We start from the raw sequence: 19,578 nt of genomic DNA on the forward strand, positions 1-19,578 counted from the left end.
GCTTTAATTTTTGAGTAAAAATTTCAATTTCCCATTTTTCCGGATCAAGGCTCCGTTTACTATGGAGTCGTAAGGAACCCGGAAAAGGTAGTTTGTACGCGCACCCTGGTACTCCTCCCTGTTCTTTTCCCTGACATATTGAAAGCATATATCTTTATCGGTGAGATAAAATGCAGGCGGCAGGAAAAAGAATTCGTTAAAAAAAATATTTTTCTCCTTATCTGTTAAGGTATGGGTATACACGCGGGATACGTAATTTCTGAAATAAGGCTCAACCAGGCTGTCGAGAGAGAGCACCTGCATTTTCTCTCTGTCGAAGTTGATATAATCGAGGCTCAGGGTGTCTGAATAAGCCATGTTGCCTGATTCCAGCACGGTCATATACAGGTACCCGCTTAATTTTCCTCTCACAGGCTGCAACGGCCGGATATTTTTTTTATCCAGCGTAACTTTTATAGCCCTTGTGTAACTTATGGCGGGGTTATAATTATGTAAAATTTTATCGAGATCATAATAGTCTTCCGGCAACAGGCTGCTAACCTTAAAAGAGGTGTCTTCTTTCAGATAGTCTATCAATTTATATACGATGATCCGCCTGAGGCTGTCTGCTTCTCCGTTGGTTGCGTTTTCAATGCTGAATACCGGCAATTCTATTTTTAAAGCCGGCCTGTTACTTGTGGTTTCCAGGTAAAATACATAAGGAGACTCAAAAATAAACCCTGTTTTGTCTGAAAAAATACCGGCTATGCCGCTTTTCCATTTTTCAAAGGTTTCTACAGGGATCAGGAAGCCGGTTATAAAGGTCATGACGGCAACCACCAGGCTTATTGCTTTAACCGGCTTTTTCTTGTACAATTTGTCAAACCAGTCTTCTTCTTCTTCTTCTTTTGCTTTCATAGGTCTTCAAATGAGGTGAAATTGTTTAGTTTTTCCGGGCGGAGGAGGTGCCGGTCTTGGCTTTTACCGGGGTTTTCTGCGTTTGCTTTGGTGTTTTCGTGTTGTTTTTAGGTACTTCAGCCCTTACCTCCTCTTTTTCGGGCAGTCCTTTCATTACCCTCTTTAAGGTTGCTTTCATTTTCTGGTAGCTCTCTGTACCTACCTTCAGGCCCGAGAGGTCAGATTCCTGGTAGTTTTGCGCCAGGAGCAGGCTCAGGTTCCGGTATCTTTTTTCGGCTTCCGGGTGAGAATTGTAGATTGATTTGAGCTTTTTCGCGCCTTTCAGGGAAACCGCCTGCAGCAATGACCCGGAAGGAAGCTCATCATCTGCTTCATGGGCCAGCATCTGCCATATTTTCGGGGCCTCCCTGGGGTCATACCCGGCATCGTACAAATACGTTAAACCTATCCTGTCTGCCTGCTCTTCCATGTCCCTGCTGTAGCTGCTTAACAGGATGGGCCCGCCCAGGGCAGTGGCTACCACGGCTATATCGGCCCCTTTTATACCGGCAATCATGCCCAGGACACTTAGCTCAGACAAGATGAGGGGCGCTTTCTGCTTCTGGTAGTTTTTCCGGGAGTGCTTATAAACCACGTGGGCAATCTCGTGACCAATAATTGCGGCCAGCTGAGCATCGTTTTCAATTTTTTCCAGCAGGCCCGTATAAATATGGATAGTGCCGTCAGGGTAAGCACACGCGTTAAACGATTTATCCTTGATCACTAAAAATGAGAAGTCAACTTTTCCCGGCGTACCGTCAGGCAGGGTTTTCATGTATTTCGGCACTACCGCATAGGCCACCCGGTTAATATACGTCTGGATCGTTACATTGTTCAGCAGCTGCAAGGTAAGCGTATCGGCTATATTGATCTCTTCCTGGTTGGCCGATCTCTTCATTATATTTCTGTACGAAGTGGCTATTTTACGGTCCACTTCCGAGAATTCATTTTCAGTAACCGTGCCCGATTCCAGCTCTATCACCCCGTTCGTCTTTCTTTTCCCTTTGGCCTCTATCTCCATGCCGTACATCATTTCTTTAAACGACGAAAAGGTTTTTCCTTCAAACCCGCTTTTCCCGACCAAAGCAACATTTTCTTTGAGCGATACCGCCTGACCGTCAATGGTCGCCACGTCGCCATCCAGCTTTTCATACAGTCCTTTCACTTTTACGGTTGAGCTAAAGTCTGTTTTGACCAGGATCATGAGAATTACATTTTTCCGGGTGTACGTATATTTGTCAAACGTAACCTCTACTTCTATACCCGGCCGTAACATTTCTCTTTCATCCAGGTACCCGCTGATATCCGGTGTTTCCAATTCTTTCGGATTATCCTTCAGCCGGGTTCCTTTGGCCTCTGCTTTTGCCTTTTTGTTTACCTCATTTTTGTATTTATTCATCAACCTTTCATAGGCATTCATTTCTGCCTTTGTTTTGAAGATCAGGGTTGTATCTGTAAACATTAATTGGGAGAAGAATTCATCTACCTGGCCTTCAAAAGATACTCTCAATGAGTGATAAGGCGGTTTAGACTCCATAATAAAGCCTGTAAGAGTGGTTTTTATAGGAACCTCAACCTGCGCAAATGAATGAATGGAAATGAACAGATAAAATAACAGGGTTAAATAGTGGTTTTTCATTGGTTTTTTAGGTATTAACAGTCTAAATTACTATTTTTTCTGAAAATAACAAAAAAAATAGCACGAACTATTTAAAAATACCTGTTGGGGTACCACACGCCCTGCATCGGTTACAATGTCACTTTTTCAGCCTTGCTTTTAACCCTATTTGTCCACCAATACAAAGGCGGTATCAATAGCGGTGCAAAAAGCAATGTGCTTGTCAGGCCACCTATGATAACGGTTGCCAATGGCCTTTGAACGTCAGAACCGATGCCGCTTGAAATAGAAGCAGGGATAAGCCCGAAAATGGCTAAGACAAGGATAGATAATAATGCCCTCAGCTGTTCTTTGGATGTAAGGTTAATAAGTGACCGTGAGATGGTATTATTAAATGTTGCCCTGTTCAATGCAGAAACCAATAACACCCCTGACATGACCGATATTCCGAAAATAGAAACAAAGCCAACACCCGCCGAAACATTAAAGTAATAGCCGCGGATAAGCAGGGCTATTATGCCCCCCGCTAATGCAAACAAAACACAGCTTGTTGTTATCAGTGTATGTTTGAAATTTTTGTAAAGCATAAAAAGAAACACAATAACCATTATCAGGGTCAATGGAATGGTAAATGCTAACTGCTTTCCTGCCCGTTCTAAGTTTTCGTATTGACCGCCATATACCCATTCATACCCTTTCGGAATTTGAATTTCCTTTTCAACGCGACTGTTCAATTCTTTTACAAATCCACCCTGGTCTCTGCCTCTGATATTGGTTCGTACCGTTACCATTCGTTTATTGTTGTAACGGTAAATGTTGGTTTGCCCTTCCGTAAAACCGATGTCGGCTAGTTGTTCCATAGGAATTAAAGAACCCCTGGCAGAAGGCACAAGCAGTTTTTTGATTTCATCAATATTGTTTCGGAATTGTGGTAAATAGCGGATTACAATATCATAGCGCTTTGTTCCGTCATACAATACGGAAATGTTTTTACCACCTATGGCAGCTTCAATCATATTTTGTATATCGGAAACATTGATGCCGTATCGGGCTGCCTGTTCACGGTTTATTTGAATGGCTACTTGCTCTTGTGTTCCTTCCTGCTCAATGTTTACGCCTTCGCTTCCGTGCATAGATTTTATGATGTTCGCAATACTGTCTGCCTTGCTCCGCATCATTACCAGATCATTGCCCACGATAGAAACGGCGAGGTCGGCAGCACTGCCTGTAACGATTTCCATTACCTGATCAATAATGGGTTGCCCTGATGTGAATTTCACACCTGGTAATTCTTTTTCTAATTCGGTACGGATTTGTGTTACCAATTCTTTTTTGGAAATGGTGTCGCTCCACAAGTGGTAATCTTTCAACCCCACTAAGATTTCGTTTCTATTGGCAGGGAAAGGATCCGTACCGTCATCGTTTCTGCCTGTTTGGGTAATGACAAAAGCGATTTGCGGATATTTGGCAATAATGCTTCTGATTTTCGGAGCATACTTGGCATTCTCCTGAATGGTAATGCCCGCAGGAAAGTTGCCACGAAGAAAAATAGAGCCTTCGTCTAATTCGGGTAAAAACTCTGTCCCTAATTTCAGACCAAAGGAAATAAGCAATACTACTATTCCAAAACCCATCAAAACCGTTTTTTTGTAATGTTTTAAAAGTTTGGAAAGGGTTTTTCCGTAACTGTTTTCTAAAAATTCAAGTACCCTGTTTTTATGCTCTTTGAATGGTTTGCCGGGGTTTGAAATGACTTTGTTATAAACAAATGAAATCAATACGGGGATGAATGTCAATGCAGCAATCATGGAACCGATAACCGCAAATGCCAATGTCAGAGCCATAGGCGAAAACAATTTGCCCTCAACCCTTGTCATTAAAAGTATGGGCATATAGGCTAAAATGATAATCGTTACGGAGAAGAAAATTTCCCTGCCTACTTCCTGTGCAGAAAGTAAAGTAATATGCACAATACCGTTTTCTTTTTCTTCGGGTGTAGCTGTTCTGTATTTCCGGATAAGATGTTCCGCCATTACTACCGCACCGTCCACAATGATACCAAAGTCAATAGCTCCCAATGAAAGCAGGTTAGCAGGTATGCCTGTAAACCGCATAATAATAAAGGCAAAGAGCAATGAGAACGGAATAGTGAGTGCCACAACTAACGCGCTTCTTGCACTTCCCAAAAAGAAAATCAGAATAATGATTACAATGCTAACGCCTTCGAATAAAGTTTTGCCAACCGTATGTATGGAATGGTTTATCAAAAAGCTACGGTCATATAACGTTCTGATTTTTACACCTTCGGGCAGTTCGTGTTCCTGTAAATCAGCAATACGTTGTTTCAGCTCTGCCAATACTTCGCTTGGGTTCTCGTACCTGCGAAGCAAAATAATTCCTTCTACTCCGTTGTTTACATTCACATTTTCGTCTGCAACGGTATAGCCCAAAACCCCGCCTGGTGGTGGCGGTGCTATTTCCACACTTGCTACATCACGAACAAAAACAGGTACTCCGCTTTCTGATTTTAGTACGATGTTCTCAATATCGCTTTCGTTTTTAATTGCTCCCAATCCACGAACGGCAAAGCCTTGTCCGCCACGTTCAATAATATTTCCGCCTGTATTCTGATTATTGGCTGTAATGGCATTTTCTACATCGGAAATTGTCAGATTGTATTTGCGTAATTTGTCGGGATAAGCAAGGATATGGAATTGTTTTAATGGTCCGCCAAAGGTGGTAATGTCTGCAATTCCTGCGGTTTGCAGTAAGTAGGGTTTAATTACCCAATCCTGCAAATCCCTTAACTGAATGGGCGAAAAGGTTGGCGATGCTTCCACTACATAACGTAAAATTTCACCAACGGCAGTGGAAAGCGGTGCAAGCTCAGGCGATACGCCTTCGGGCAATTCGGCTGTTGCCAATCGTTCCATTACCTGCTGCCTTGCAAAATAATCATCTGTGCCGTCTTTGAAAGTAAGCTGTACCACACTTAAACCAAAAATGGTCCGGCTTCTGCGATCTAATACATTGGGTGTATTCTGTAATGCCCGTTCAATGGGAACCGTAACCTGCTGTTCCACTTCTTCCGCTGCCCGTCCCTGATATTGTGCTACGATAATTACATTGGTATCGGCAATATCGGGGTAGGCTTCAATTTTTAAGTGTGTGAAGCAATAGTAGCCAACTGCCATTAATACAAAACTTACCGTAACTACAAGCCACCGGTTTTTTAGTGAGAATATGAGAAGATTTTTAATCATTGTTTACCATTTTTCGACCTGATGTGTTACAATAAATCCGCCCCTGTATTGCTTCCGCAATTCGGTCAACACTTCTTTTACTTTTTCTTTTTCATCAATGAAAATGATAAGCATAGGCGTTTCGTCAAATGAGAATTGTTGTGCAGGTTGCTTGAGGCGCTGATGTCCGCCAAAACCTGAATGCCCGACAAATGCAGTTGCTCCTGCAATTCCGTTGTCAATCAGTAATTGCATAATAAACTGATGTAGTGGCTTTGTCCCCTTCAGTTCGTCTTTATCTATATAAATCTGTGCTTGTAACATTGAAATAAATTTTAGTAGCCAAATGATAATCCCTTTAATTGCATTACGCCTTCAATAGCAATCTCGTCCCCGCTATTCAGTCCGTTAAAAACAATCAGCCTGTCGCCAATTTGTTGCCCTGTCTGAATTTCCCTGCGTTCAAATTCATTAGCAGATTTCTTTACAAACACGTAGTTTTTCCCCTGTACGGTTATTAATGATGTTTTACTGATGGTGATAAAATTGCCTTCGCTCAATCCAAACGAAACATTGGCAAACATTCCCGCTTTGATTTTACTTGATGAATTGTTTATTGAAATTCTGACTTTTACCATTCGTGTTGCATTGTCTACCATATCTGCAACTGCATCTGTTTTCCCGATAAATTTTTCATTTGGAAATGCCGTAAAAACGATATTGCAGGATTGACTTTGCTTGATTTTTCCTATCTGATTTTCGGGAATGTCGCAAATAATGTATGCCGTTCCTGCTTTTGCGTTACGCAGTAATTCAGGGTTAAAGCCGCCTGATTTCAATTTTGCTTCGTGTTCAATCAAAGCCGCTTTTTCATTGGCTAAACCCGTTTGCTCCATACTTAATGCTGTTTGGGCATTTAATAAATCCTGCCCTGTGGCTGAGCCGTGTAATTGTAAATCCTTTGTCCGTTCCAACTCAATTTGCTTTTGTTTGATGTTGATATTCTGAATTTGACGGATATTGATTTGATGTTGAATAAGCTGTGTATAGTTACTTGCCAATTCGGGGTTTTCAAACAGCACAATGTTTTGTGCTGCTCCTGTGCTTGATGCAAGAATAGTGGCCCCGACATTTCCGATTGCGGTAAAATCGGCATTGATATGGTCAGTGTTTATCTTTCCGGTTTTGAAGAAAGCAAGGGTTTCCGTATCAGGAAAGGTTATTGTCTGTCCGTTACTGCTTATTACAGGAGTTGTATTTTTTTCTTCTTTCTTTTTTTCTTTGTTCCCGCAGGAAGCAAGAAGCAGAAGTATTGGCAGCATGTATCTTATATTCTTCATCATTTTGCTAATTGATTGATTAAACCTGTTGTATAAAGCAGTTGAATGTAGCCCTGGCGGTATTGCTGCAAAGCATCATAATATTGTTGCTGTGTTTCCAGCCAACTGCGTTGTGCTTCCAAAAAATCTATAATGGCTGTACCGCCTTTGAGGTAAGCGTATTTTACGTTGTCTAAAATGGTTTGCGATTGCTGTAAAACAGCCTGGAAATTCTGAACGTTCTGCTGCTGTAACTGATAGCTGGCATAAGCGGTTGTGATTTCGGTTAGCAGTTGGCTTTGTACCGTGAAAAGGTGTTGCTCGGCTTGCTGTTTCAGCAGATATGATTTTTTTATTTCGCCCTGATTACGGTTAAAAAAAGGCAAATCAATAGCGGCATAAATACCCCAGTAAGGAACAGCATTTTGCGGATTATAAAAAAAACCTAATTCAGGCTGCGGAAAGGCGAGCGATTTTTGCAGCTTTATGTTGCTGTTTGAAACTTCAATGAATGATTTTGCCGTAAGAATATCGCTGCGGTTTTGCAGCGATTGTGTAAGCAGGTTGTCTATCTCTGCAGGAATACGGAAAAGAAAATTATCGGCAGTATCAATGTTTATGCTGTCCTGAACGCCCAATAAAAATTTTAATTCATTTTGGCGGTTAACAACCTCTTGTAAAGCTGTTTTGTATTGAATGGCGTATTGCTTTGACAGCAATTCGGTGCGATACAGATCGGTTTGTGTAATGACCTGATTTTTGTACCGGTTTTGATTGGTAATAACTAAGCTCTCAATATTGTTTCTAGCAGTTATCAGAATATCCAACTGCTTTTGGGCTGTCCATACTTCCAACCATTTTGCGGCTACATCTGCAAAAAGATTGCGTTCGGTTTCGGTGTAATTTTTTTCGGTAAAAACAACGTTCTTATTGGCTACGTCTGTTTTGTATTTATGTTGTCCTGCCACCTGAAAGGTTTTGCCCAATTGAAATACGTATTGGTTGTTTATAGCACTGTATAAGTTTGAATTAGGCTCTGCATATTTTTTGGCAGCAACATTCATATAATTAAAATTGAATGCCGGGTTGATAAACAGCTTTGCTGTAATAACCTCTGCCTGTGCTGCATCTACGTTAAATTGCTCTGTTTTTAAAACAGGGTTATTTGACCTTGCTGTTTGCAGGGCCTTCTGTAGTGTATAGTTGCTTTGTGCTGTTGCTGTGAAGCAAAGCAGTAAAGAAAAAAGTATTGAAAATGCGTGTTTGAAGCGAAATACCATTGCACTATTTTTAAGTCGGCGCAAAGTTCTTTATCGCTTGTAGAAAAATCAGTTAGAAAGCCTATAGAAAAATATTAGAATCCTATTAGACGTAATTAAAAGTGTTGTATTCTACAAAAAAATATTAGATTTTTATTAGAGGCACAAACCCCGGTACGGCTAATCCACGCCCCCGTATTCCACCGCTTTTGCCTTGGTTTCCAGGGTTATACCCTCGTATTCCCGGTGTACAAACTCAAGGGTTTCAAAAATTTCTTCCAGGTTCATGCTTTGCACCAGCTTCATGCGGTGCTCTCTGAAGTTGGGCAGGCCTTTGAAGTAGTTGGAATAATGCCTCCGCATTTCGAGGATGCCCAGGGTCTCCCCTTTCCATTCTACCGAAAACCGGAGGTGCCGGGCGGCGGCGCTTACGCGCTGGCCCATGGTGGGAGCGGCCAGGTGCTGCCCGGTGCGGAAATAGTGTTTGATCTCGTTGAAGATCCAGGGATAGCCGATGGCCGCGCGGCCGATCATGATGCCGTCTACCCCGAAGCGGTTCCGGTATTCCAGGGCTTTTTCGGGACTGTCGATATCGCCGTTTCCAAAAATCGGGATTTTAATGCGGGGGTTTTCTTTTACCCGGGCAATAAGGCTCCAGTCGGCTTCTCCTTTATAGAGCTGCGCCCGGGTACGCCCGTGAATGGTGAGGGCCTGTATGCCCACATCCTGCAGCCTTTCAGCCACTTCTTCTATATTTTTGGTGGAATCGTCCCAGCCCAGCCGGGTTTTGACCGTTACGGGCAAAGGAGTGGCCTTCACCACGGCTGAGGTCATGGCCGCCATCAGGGGGATATCCTGCAAGAGCGCAGCACCGGCCCCGCGGCAGGCCACTTTTTTCACCGGGCAGCCGTAATTGATATCAATAAGATCGGGATTGACCGCTGTGGAAATACGGGTGCATTCTGCCATAGTGTCTACGTCAGACCCGAAAAGCTGGATGCCGATAGGACGCTCGTAAGGAAAGATATCCAGCTTCCGTACGCTTTTCACGGCGTTCCGGATCAGTCCTTCTGACGACACGAACTCTGTATACATCATATCCGCCCCGTTCTCCTTGCACACCTGCCGGAAGGGAGGATCGCTCACATCTTCCATGGGTGCCAGCAGCAACGGAAATTCGCCTAATTCAATATTCCCGATTTTAATCATACTGCAAAAATAATTCATTTTGAAGGGATAAAGTTCGAAAACCGTTGAAAATAGCACGACTTGCAGACATTCGGCGTACTTTTATACGTTTAAAGTGTACCGGGAACTTCGACATGAATATATGAAAAGACTCATTTATATCCTTCTCCTGCTCCCCTTCGCCTGCAGGGAAGACAAGGTAGTACCGGATACCCTGCTTTCTTTTGCCGTAAACGGACAGGCCGCCCTGGTGAATAACCAGGACCTCTCCATTGCCGTTAAGCTGGCAGAAAACGAGGTGTGGGAGTCACTGACCGTAGATTATGCCGCTACAGGCAATGCGCAGCTGGAGATGAACGGTAACGTGCTCCTGCCGGGCACTATCGCCGACCTTTCCGGGACAGAAGTGCTGGTATTGAAATCAGCCGGCGGCCATACCCGCAGCTATACCCTGAAAAAATCGTCGGTATTTGAAGAATACGGGATGGGCCTGAACCAGGAGAAATACAAAAGCCTGAACCGGAGCTATTCTTTTTACCTGGACCAGTACGGTACCGGTACCCACCAGTACATCAACTGTGGCCCAACCGTGGTGACCATGGCGCTGCGGTGGAGCGATTCTACTTTTCACCTGAGCCCGCTGGACGCCCGTAACGCCATCCTGCCCGAAGGCGGGTGGTGGTATACCAATAACATTTACGATTACCTGCGGAAATACGGGGTTACACCGGGATATTACCCCCTACCCGCCAGCCTGCCCGAAACCGAATACGAAACCAGGCTGGCAGAGATCATTAACGCAGGCTACCTGGCCATTCTCTGCCTGGATATGTATTATGTGAAGGAAAACCCGGTTCTCACTGAACGGACCAACCGCTTTTACGCAGCCAACAGCGAGGGCTGGGGACATTTTCTCCTGGTAAAAGGATATAGCATTATTGACGGGAAAATGTGGCTGGAAATACACGACCCGTATTCCATTGACCAGCACTATGCCGACGGTCAGCTGAAAGGAGACCGGCGGTATTATGACCCTGCCGGGCTCAAAAAGGCTACGGATGTCTGGTGGCCCTTCGCCATACTGGTTCCGCGTAAAAACGGCACCCTGCAGGCCCGGTTTAAAACCGGCGAAACGGATGTTCCGCCTCAGAAAGGAAGGGGCTTTTTCAGGTAAGGCCGGAGATCGTCCCAGCTCAATGTAAGGTGGGTGATGCCGGCAGCTCCCGGTGCAATGGAGTATTTATCAAAATAAAAGGTCATGCCCCGGTCTTCCACTACAAAATTCCGGAAGTTGGAACCGAAGAAAAATCCGTCACACCGACATTTCTCCCGGTCCAGCGTCACTCCGTCAGGCTTCAGATAGGCCAGGCCCAGTCCTGCTTCCACAAAGTCTTTAAAGAAGAGCGTGGTATCTGACAGCGCACGTTCTGCCAGCAGCCGCGACAGCCGGATGTCTTTATTGGCTGACAAATCAAGAATATCTTCTATCTCTACTTTCCGGTTATCCGCATTGAAACAGTAACTGTTGACCAAGGTATTGCCGTTTGCGCCCCCCGTATATTCATAGGTAGTGAAAAGATAGGAAACCGCCTTCAGGCTGTCGGCCGAAAAACGTTCAAACCCCATATCGTACGTATACCGTATATTGGCCCGGTCAGGAAAGGCCCGGCTTATTTTGCGTTCTTCTTCGTAGAGCGGCCCGCCGATCTTCCATTCTTCCTTTTTGGCATTGTAGCGGTCCAGCACAAAGGTCTTCATGACCTGCTCCTTATCCCGTTTGTCTTCCGGGTATTCTACCGAGATGGTATAAAACGAAGTGGAATCGGCCAGGACGGCCTTTTTTTCGGTCATGGAACCCCCTGACGTGCATCGTTGCATCAAAAGCACAAGGCCGATCAGTACGGTTATGGATTTATACATCTAATACAGCTTTAAAAAGGTAACGTTTTATTCCCGGAAATATTGTATCACCAGCTTCTTACCAGATCATTAATGCGGTCAAGAAGAATCTGCGACTTCGGCCCTATTCTGCCGCTACCGATTACCCGGTCGTCAATACCGGTAATGGGCAGCACCCGTTTGGTGGTGCTGGTGGTGAAGACTTCTTCGGCTTCCAGGGTTTCCTGCAGGGTAACGGGGCGCAGCTCGATCTCAAAATCAGGCCGGGCAAGTTCCAGCACCGTTCGGCGGGTGATACCTTCCAGGATATTTTCGTGGGGTGTGATCAGCTTGTTACCGTTCACGATAAACACGTTGCTCCGGCTCAGCTCACTGATATAGCCGTCTTTGTGAAACAGCACATCGGTTACGCCCCTTTCGCCGAACTCGTGACGGAGAATCAGCAGGTGCTTATAATCGGTACTTTTCAGCATGGGCAGATCCCGCACAAAGTCATAGGTCATAACCCGGATACCCTTTTCGTGCTCACCCGGTGCGTCATGATGAAGGTCTTCTGAAATAATAATAAAGTTGGGCGTATGCATGGAAATGGAATCACCGGTAAAGCCACCCGTCAGCAGGAACCGGAACGCACAGTCTTCGCCGCCCTGCAAGGCAAAGAGCTCCGACACAATCTGCCGGGTCTCCTGCTGAGTTACCGGGCACGGAATGCGCAGAATACGGGCAGAGCGCTCAAACCTTTCCCAGTACCAGTCCCATTGAAAAGGACGGCCGTTATAGGTTCTGAAATAATCAAAAAGTCCGTAGCCTCTGAGCACGCCCAGGTCATTAAAATGAAACGGGGCGGAGGCTACATCTGTTATTTTTCCATTTAACCAGCAGTGATGCATTGCTTATTGCAGTTTACGGTATTTTATTCTTTTAGGGGTAATATCTCCCAGTCTTTTCTTCCGGTTTTCTTCGTATTCCGAGAAATTACCTTCAAACCAGGTGACCTGTGAGTCGCCTTCAAAAGCCAGTATATGGGTAGCTATACGGTCAAGGAACCAGCGGTCGTGGGAGATCACCACGGCACAGCCGGCAAAATTCTCGAGGCCCTCTTCCAGGGCCCGCAGGGTATTCACATCCAGGTCGTTGGTAGGCTCATCCAGCAAAAGCAGGTTTCCGCCTTCTTTCAGCATCATGGCCAGGTGCACCCGGTTTCTTTCCCCGCCGGAGAGTACACCGATCTTCTTTTCCTGGTCAGATCCGCCGAAGTTGAATTTGCTCACATAGGCCCGGGCATTGATCTGCCGGTTGCCCAGGGTGATCCATTCGTTTCCACCTGAGATCATTTCGTATACGGTCTTGCCGGGGTCCAGCTGGTTGTGCTCCTGGTCTACATAGGCGGCTTTTACGGTATCGCCGGTCTCAAATGTACCTTCCAGGGGCTGAAGCCGGCCTGTGATGAGCTTAAAGAGAGTGGTTTTTCCCGCCCCGTTCGGCCCGATGATGCCCACAATCCCGGCCGGCGGCAGGCTGAAGCTCAGGTTTTCATACAGGAGGCGGTCTTCAAAGCCCATTTTAATATTTTGGGCTTCAATGACCTTGTTACCGAGGCGCGGCCCCGGCGGAATATACAGCTCCAGCTTTTCTTCCCGCTCCCGGGTGTCCTGGTTCAACAGGTTGTCGTACGCATTCAGACGGGCTTTCGACTTGGCCGTACGCCCCTTGGGCGACATACGCACCCATTCCAGCTCACGTTCCAGGGTTTTCTGACGCTTAGACTGGCTCTTTTCTTCGCTGGCCAGCCGGTTCTGCTTTTGTTCCAGCCAGGAAGAGTAGTTTCCTTTCCAGGGAATTCCCTCGCCCCGGTCCAGCTCCAGGATCCACCCGGCCACATTGTCCAGGAAGTAGCGGTCGTGGGTTACGGCAATCACCGTACCTTTATATTGATTGAGGTGCTGCTCCAGCCACAGCACCGACTCGGCATCCAGGTGGTTGGTAGGCTCGTCCAGCAAAAGCACATCGGGCTGCTGCAGCAACAGGCGGCAGAGGGCTACCCGGCGTTTCTCACCGCCGGAGAGAGTAGAAATTTTCGCTTCTCCGGGCGGGCATCTCAGGGCATCCATGGCCCGCTCCAGCCGGGAGTCAAGTTCCCAGGCGTCAAGGGCATCCAGCTTTTCCTGCACATCTCCCTGCCGTTCCATCAGCTTATCGAAATCGGCATCCGGATCCCCGAAGGCTTCGTTGATGGTATCAAATTCTTTCAGAAGGGCCACAATTTCTGCTACTCCTTCTTCCACCACCTCTTTTACGGTCTTTTCAGGGTCCAGCTGAGGCTCCTGCTCCAGCAGCCCTACCGAATACCCCGGTGAAAACACCACTTCCCCGTTAATATTTTTATCGATTCCGGCAATGACGCGCAGCAGGGTGGACTTCCCCGAACCGTTGAGGCCCAGCACACCGATCTTGGCCCCGTAAAAAAAAGAAAGATAAATATTTTTAAGTACCTGACGATTAGGTGGGATGATTTTACTCACGCCAGCCATCGAAAAGATGACCTGTTCACTCATATATTTTGACTAAAATGTAATTTAATACACAAATATCGCGTTCTTACTTTGTAATGTGCAAAAAAACTCCTTTTTTTACACCTCAAAACCAAATAAACAATATAAATTTAACCTGGCCACTCCTGGTATTAATATGAAAGGCTCTACGTTAGAAAACGAATACGCTTACGTTCTTGACGGTAAGGTATTTTTGAAAGGGTATCTGGGCATGCCCGACAGACAGATCGGCGAAGTAAAAAACACGGATGAGGAGGCTTTTCAGTACTTCGAAAGAAGATACGATATAGCTGTATCAAAAGTGAATCAACTCGAAGAAGAGATCTCGAACGCCCAGAATAAAGGGTCGTATCTGACCAAACTTCTCCAGCTGAGGAAAAGGCTCCTTAATTTTGACGGGATCGGCAATTTCCTTCCTCTCCTGGATAAACTGGAGGTCATGGAAAAAGATCTGGTAAGCCTGATCGAACAGAATCAGCTCTCCAACCTCCAGATCAAACGCCAGCTTATTGACGAGGCAAAACCCTATGAGCACAGTACCGACTGGAAAGACACCGCTGATGTCCTGCAGGAGATCCGTAGCCGGTGGATTCGCACCGGTCCGGTAGAAAAAAACCTGAATGCAGCCATTGAAGAAGAGTTCAAGAGCATTCTGGATACCTTCTACCAGGCAAGGAAAGCATTCTTTGAAGAGCAGAACAGGCTGATTGATGAGCGGGTCGCCAAATACAACGACCTGATCGTCAAGGCAGAAGAGCTGGTTGACCGTACCGACTGGGACGAAGCATTCCTGGATTTGCGGAACTACCAGACCGAATGGAAGATCATCGGGGAAATTCCGCCGAAGATTCTGAAGGCGCTGTTCAAGAACTTCAAGAGGCCTACCTCCATATTCTACGAAAAGTACTGCAAGGCCAAGGGTATTCAGCCTAAACGGAAGCTGGATCCCCGGGTAGAAGCGCAGATGAATATGGTAAAAGAGGTGGAAAAGCTGTCGGAATCTGACGATATGTTTGCTGCCACCAACCGGGCCAAGTTCCTGCTCAACGAGTGGAAGACCATCCGGATACCGGCGCACCTGGCCGACAGGAATATCGCCGAGCGATTCAGGGCGGCCTGCGACAAGATATTTGAGCTCAGCTACCTGCATAAGGTGATTGCCCGTAAGTATCCTACATTTAATTTCCTTTCCGATAAGCAGAAAGATCTGACCAAATATCGTGAAATGGACAATATTGTACGGAGAGCGCGCACCGACCTGGACGAGCTGATCCGTTCGTATGACGGACAGCGCATGGATGAAGAAATGGAAAAAATGATTCAGAGCAACCTGAAAACCCAAAGAAGGAAGCTGCTGATGAAAGAAGTTATTCTCGAAGAGCTCAGGCAGAAGGCCGCGAGCTTGTAATTACCCGGTTCCCGTCTAGGCGGTTCTCGACTAGGCGGTTCTCGACTTCGCCCGAACTGACAGGTAGCCCTCGTGGTTTGTCAGTTCGGGCGTAGACGAGAACCGGGCGAAGTCAAGAACCGAACGTAATTAAGCACCAGGCTTTTCGGATATCTGTTTAACATCATACAAAAATCCTTGGAACTTACGCCTAAAAAGGTTGCCGTAATGCAACCCTACTTTTTGCCGTATATCGGTTATTTTCAGCTCATTCGTGCCGTAGACGAGTTTATTGTCTATGATAATATCCAGTTTTCGAAAAAGGGATGGTTTCACCGCAACCGGATGCTTCAGAACGGGAAGGATGAATATTTCAGCCTGACCCTGAAGAAAGACTCCGATTTCCTGGATGTACGTGACCGCCGGCTGAGCGACAGCTGGGCGTCCGACCGCGAAAAAATAGTACGGAAAATAGCACAAAACTACCGGAAGGCGCCTTACTTCGAAACGATTTTCCCGATGGTGGAAAGTATTTTCTATTTTCCCGGGCAGGGGCTTTTTGATTTTATTTTTTCTTCCCTCCGTACCGTCTGCCGGTACCTCGACATTACGACTCCGCTGACCGTTTCTTCTACCGTGGAGATCGATCACACCCTGAAAGGACAGGATAAGGTCATTGCCTTGGTCAAAAAGACAGGCGGTCGCATTTATCTTAACCCCATCGGCGGATTTGATCTCTATCATCCTGCTGATTTTAGCGCAGAGGGCTTAACTTTGCAGTTTCATAAGGCCAGGCCTTTTACTTACCCCCAGCCCGGAGATGCATTTGTACCCTGGCTGTCTGTACTCGACCTGCTGATGTTCAACCCGAAGGAACAGGTGATCCGGTGGCTGGACAACTTCGACATTATTATAAAAGATGAACAGGAAAACTAATGTGCTTGTATTTCCATGTGGTGCCGAGAGCGCCATGGAAATCCATTTAGCCCTGAAAGATGTGATGAATATCCGTGTGGTGGGTGCTTCCAAAAGAGAAGATCACGGCCGCATGGTGTATGCCAATTATTACGGTAACTTTCCTAATATTGCGGAAGAAAACTTCCTGCAAGAGCTGAACCGGCTCATTGAGAAGGAATCTATTGACCTTATCCTCCCCACACACGATACCGTTCTGGTATATATGGCCCGCAACCTCGACAAGATTGGTGCCCGGGTGGCCGTACCCGGCCTGCGGCAGGCAGAGATATGCCGGAGCAAGAAGAAGATTTATGCGCTGTTCAGGGAGCATGATTTTAATCCTGCCGTTTTTGATTCCATAGACGCTGTCCCGGCCTATCCCATTTACGCCAAGCTCGACGAAGGCCAGGGTAGCAAAGGGGCATTTGTGGTGCATAACCGGCAGCAGCTGGAAGACCTGCCCGATCCGGAAAATTACGTATTTATGGAGCTTCTGCCCGGTGAAGAGCTGACGGTGGACTGCTTCACCGACCGCCATGGGAAGATCCGGTTCATGGGCCCGCGTACCCGGAAACGGGTATTTGACGGTGTGTCGGTCAACAGTGCTTCCGTACCCCTCACACCGGAAGTTGAGGCTATCGGGAGAATGGTTTCAGATACCATAGGCATACGCGGCGCCTGGTATTTCCAGGTAAAAAAAGACGTGAACGGCCGGTTCCGGCTGCTGGAAGCATCGGTTAAAGTAGCCGGTAATATGAATGTTTTCAGGGGCATCGGGGTAAATTTCCCGCTGCTGATGGTATACGATTACCTGGACTATGACGTAGAGGTAATTCCCAACGATTACCGCATAGAAGTAGACCGCGCCCTTTTCAGCCGGTACACCGTTGACCTGGAATACGATACCATTTATATTGATTTTGATGATACCATCACCAAAGAAGGCCGTGTAAACCAGAACGTGATGATGTTTTTGTATCACCAGAAAAACAAAGGCCGTACCCTGAAGCTGATCACCAAGCACCAGGGCAACCTGGAAGAAACCCTGGATAAGCTGTCTATTCACCGGGGTATTTTCGACGTCATCCACCACATCCCGATGGAAGACGAAAAATACAATTACATTACGGAGAAAGAACGGGTGATTTTTATAGACAACGCTTACGGAGAACGCCTGAAAGTTAAACGGAAGCTGAATCTGCCTGTTTTTGATGTGGATGCACTGGCAACGCTGATCGACTGGCGGGAGTAAGGAGATTGCGCTCATGCGGTTCCCGATTTCACTCGAACTGACAGGAGCCGTTGCCCCTTGTCAGTTCGACCGTAGCCGGGAACCAGTTCGAGCGAGGACGGAAATCGAGCGTAATCAAGAATCACGCACCGATAATCCTCTTTTTATTTCGAGAATTCACCCGATATTTTCAGGGTTACTTCATCGTCTACGGTAGGGCCTGAGGTACCCACACCAAAGTCTATCCTGTTCAGGGTACCGCTGGCTTTGATACCTACAATTTTCTTGCCTCCCCTGCCTTCAATAGGGCCTCTGAAAACAGCATCCAATGTAATAGGCTTGGTTACCCCTTTCATGGTCAGGTTACCGGTAATTTTGTAATTGTTGCCCGATACCTTTGTTACTGAAGTGCTTTTAAAAGTTATTGCCGGATTTTTTTCTGCCCCGAAGAAGTCGTCTGATCTGAGGTGATTATCTCTCCTGTCATTACCGGTATTCACGGAAGCAGTCTCAGCGCTAAAATCGAAAACGGCATCGGAGAAATCATCTTTGGATGAGGTCATTTTGGCGTCAAACTTTCCGAAGGTTCCATCTACTTCTGAAATTTTCAGGTGGACAATGGTGAAGCCTACGTGCGAGTGTGCCTTATCCAAAGCCCAATCCTGGGCAAATGTCAGCGAAGTGACCAGAGCGGCCGCAAAAGACAAAATAATTTTTTTCATGTTGGTTTGTTTAAAGATGTAATTCATGTATATACACGATGCTAAATTAAAAATATTCTAATTTAAACAAAAATTATTTCGGGGTATTCCCGGCTCTTTCCTGTTTCTTCATCTTCAGCCTGTTAAAAATAGCCTGACCGGCATGGAAATGAGCCGGTATTTTCTGTAAATTGCATAAACGATCAATCTTAATACATATGAATAACACTGCCTTTTCCCGGAGAAACCTCATTAAAAACATCGCTATCGGAGGCGCTGCCGCATTAGCTGCCCCCGGAGCATTTGCTGCGGAGCCGGAACCGGTTGCCGCCGACCGGCCACCCATTCGTTTTGCCGTATCCACGTATTCGTACTGGCATTTTGAAAAAGTAAAATACCCGATTGAAAAAGTGATCGAAAATGCCTCACGACTGGGTTTTGACGGGGTGGAGATTCTGCACCGCCAGATGGAAAGCGAAGAAAAACCGTACATGAACAAGCTGAAAAGAATGGCATTTGATGCCGGTCTGGCCCTGCCCATGCTATCCATACACCAGAGTTTTGTAAAGACCGACGCCGAAGCCCGCGCGAAGGACGTAGCCCATACCATCCGTTGTATTCAGCTGGCCGTACAAATGGGAATTCCGTGTATCCGGATGAACACGGGCAGCTGGGGAACAGGCCGTTCGGCCCCTGATTATTACAAAACAGGAAAGGAAACGCCACTTCCCGGCTATACGGATAACGATGCCATCAACTGGTGCATCGAAGGAATGAAGGAGTGCCTGAAATATGCCGAGCAGGAAGGCGTAATACTGGCCATTGAAAACCACTGGGGCCTTTCTTCCAATATTGACTACCTTGAACGCATCTATATGGCCTTAAAAGACTCGCCGTCTATGGGCCTGAACCTCGATACCGGTAACTACGTGGGTGATCCTTATCCGCAATTTGAGCGACTGGTGCAATACGCCGATATCATCCAGGCCAAAACGTATTACGGCGGCGGTCATTATTATGATCTTGACCTCGATTACGACCGGATAGCAAAAATAGCCCGTAAGCATGGCTTCAAGGGATACATTTCCCTGGAAATGGAGGGTAAAGAAGATGCGGAAACGGCTGTTCCCAAAAGCCTGGCCCTGCTCCGGAAGGCCTTTAACGGGTAAGCAGGCCGGTTAGCTGCAATGCGCCCGGTTCTCGACTTCGCTCAAACTGGCTCCAGGCTACACCCGAGCCGGTTCTCGACTTCGCTCGAACTGACAGGTAGCGCTCGTGGCTTGTCAGTT

The 19,578-nt window shown here is 46.4% G+C and carries 16 protein-coding genes; 5 read left to right on the top strand and 11 right to left on the bottom strand.

The features are described from left to right. Nucleotides 1-3: 3 nt before the first annotated feature. From AB2U10_RS12435 to dusB, 7 genes are all read right to left on the bottom strand, one after another. Nucleotides 4-897, bottom strand: coding sequence for a hypothetical protein (locus AB2U10_RS12435; protein WP_367915268.1), 894 nt, complete (start codon nt 895-897; stop codon nt 4-6). 25 nt (nt 898-922) lie between these two features. Beyond that, nucleotides 923-2,446 (bottom strand): M48 family metallopeptidase, encoded by a 1,524-nt coding sequence (locus AB2U10_RS12440; RefSeq protein WP_367915267.1) that lies wholly within the window; start codon nt 2,444-2,446, stop codon nt 923-925. A gap of 239 nt (nt 2,447-2,685) precedes the next feature. Next, entirely contained in the window at nt 2,686-5,817 is a 3,132-nt protein-coding gene (locus AB2U10_RS12445) for an efflux RND transporter permease subunit (RefSeq protein WP_367915266.1), read from the bottom strand. 3 nt (nt 5,818-5,820) lie between these two features. After that, nucleotides 5,821-6,120: a DUF190 domain-containing protein gene (locus AB2U10_RS12450; protein WP_367915265.1), complete on the bottom strand. Its 300-nt coding sequence runs from the start codon at nt 6,118-6,120 to the stop codon at nt 5,821-5,823. Nucleotides 6,121-6,131: 11 nt separating this feature from the next. Continuing rightward, nucleotides 6,132-7,139, bottom strand: coding sequence for an efflux RND transporter periplasmic adaptor subunit (locus tag AB2U10_RS12455; protein ID WP_367915264.1), 1,008 nt, complete (start codon nt 7,137-7,139; stop codon nt 6,132-6,134). After that, nucleotides 7,136-8,395 carry a TolC family protein gene (locus AB2U10_RS12460; protein WP_367915263.1) on the bottom strand — a complete coding sequence of 420 codons (1,260 nt, stop codon included), beginning with the start codon at nt 8,393-8,395 and terminating at the stop codon, nt 7,136-7,138. Before AB2U10_RS12460 ends, AB2U10_RS12455 begins: the two co-directional genes overlap by 4 nt. Before the next feature lie 159 nt (nt 8,396-8,554). Next, nucleotides 8,555-9,583, bottom strand: a complete 1,029-nt coding sequence (gene dusB / locus AB2U10_RS12465) for a tRNA dihydrouridine synthase DusB (protein ID WP_367915262.1) — start codon at nt 9,581-9,583, stop codon at nt 8,555-8,557. 121 nt (nt 9,584-9,704) lie between these two features. On the opposite strand from dusB, the gene AB2U10_RS12470 reads away from it, so the two are divergent. Further along, nucleotides 9,705-10,736: a hypothetical protein gene (locus tag AB2U10_RS12470; protein WP_367915261.1), complete on the top strand. Its 1,032-nt coding sequence runs from the start codon at nt 9,705-9,707 to the stop codon at nt 10,734-10,736. Here AB2U10_RS12470 and AB2U10_RS12475 read toward each other — a convergent pair. From AB2U10_RS12475 to ettA, 3 genes are read right to left on the bottom strand one after another with little or no spacing between them, the layout of a single operon-like run. Then, complete coding sequence (locus tag AB2U10_RS12475) at nt 10,709-11,482, bottom strand: DUF3298 and DUF4163 domain-containing protein (protein ID WP_367915260.1); 774 nt, start codon at nt 11,480-11,482, stop codon at nt 10,709-10,711. The genes AB2U10_RS12470 and AB2U10_RS12475 overlap by 28 nt on opposite strands. A gap of 47 nt (nt 11,483-11,529) precedes the next feature. After that, nucleotides 11,530-12,351: an aminotransferase class IV gene (locus tag AB2U10_RS12480; RefSeq protein ID WP_367915259.1), complete on the bottom strand. Its 822-nt coding sequence runs from the start codon at nt 12,349-12,351 to the stop codon at nt 11,530-11,532. Between the two features lie 3 nt (nt 12,352-12,354). Beyond that, on the bottom strand, nt 12,355-14,016 hold the full coding sequence (gene ettA / locus AB2U10_RS12485) for an energy-dependent translational throttle protein EttA (protein ID WP_367915258.1): 1,662 nt from the start codon (nt 14,014-14,016) through the stop codon (nt 12,355-12,357). Nucleotides 14,017-14,149: 133 nt separating this feature from the next. Between ettA and AB2U10_RS12490 the strand changes: the two genes are divergently transcribed. From AB2U10_RS12490 to AB2U10_RS12500, 3 genes are all read left to right on the top strand, one after another. Then, nucleotides 14,150-15,421 carry a DUF349 domain-containing protein gene (locus AB2U10_RS12490; RefSeq protein ID WP_367915257.1) on the top strand — a complete coding sequence of 424 codons (1,272 nt, stop codon included), beginning with the start codon at nt 14,150-14,152 and terminating at the stop codon, nt 15,419-15,421. Nucleotides 15,422-15,628: 207 nt separating this feature from the next. Beyond that, nucleotides 15,629-16,336, top strand: coding sequence for a WbqC family protein (locus AB2U10_RS12495; RefSeq protein WP_367915256.1), 708 nt, complete (start codon nt 15,629-15,631; stop codon nt 16,334-16,336). Next, complete coding sequence (locus tag AB2U10_RS12500; protein ID WP_367915255.1) at nt 16,320-17,609, top strand: ATP-grasp domain-containing protein; 1,290 nt, start codon at nt 16,320-16,322, stop codon at nt 17,607-17,609. The genes AB2U10_RS12495 and AB2U10_RS12500 overlap by 17 nt, the downstream gene beginning before the upstream one ends. A gap of 143 nt (nt 17,610-17,752) precedes the next feature. On the opposite strand, the gene AB2U10_RS12505 is transcribed toward AB2U10_RS12500, so the two are convergent. Continuing rightward, entirely contained in the window at nt 17,753-18,310 is a 558-nt protein-coding gene (locus AB2U10_RS12505) for a YceI family protein (RefSeq protein ID WP_367915254.1), read from the bottom strand. A gap of 197 nt (nt 18,311-18,507) precedes the next feature. Between AB2U10_RS12505 and AB2U10_RS12510 the strand changes: the two genes are divergently transcribed. Continuing rightward, nucleotides 18,508-19,458, top strand: a complete 951-nt coding sequence (locus AB2U10_RS12510) for a sugar phosphate isomerase/epimerase family protein (RefSeq protein ID WP_367915253.1) — start codon at nt 18,508-18,510, stop codon at nt 19,456-19,458. The last annotated feature ends 120 nt before the right edge of the window (nt 19,459-19,578 follow it).

This window comes from Leadbetterella sp. DM7, assembly GCF_040829825.2.
Lineage (GTDB): Bacteria > Bacteroidota > Bacteroidia > Cytophagales > Spirosomataceae > Leadbetterella.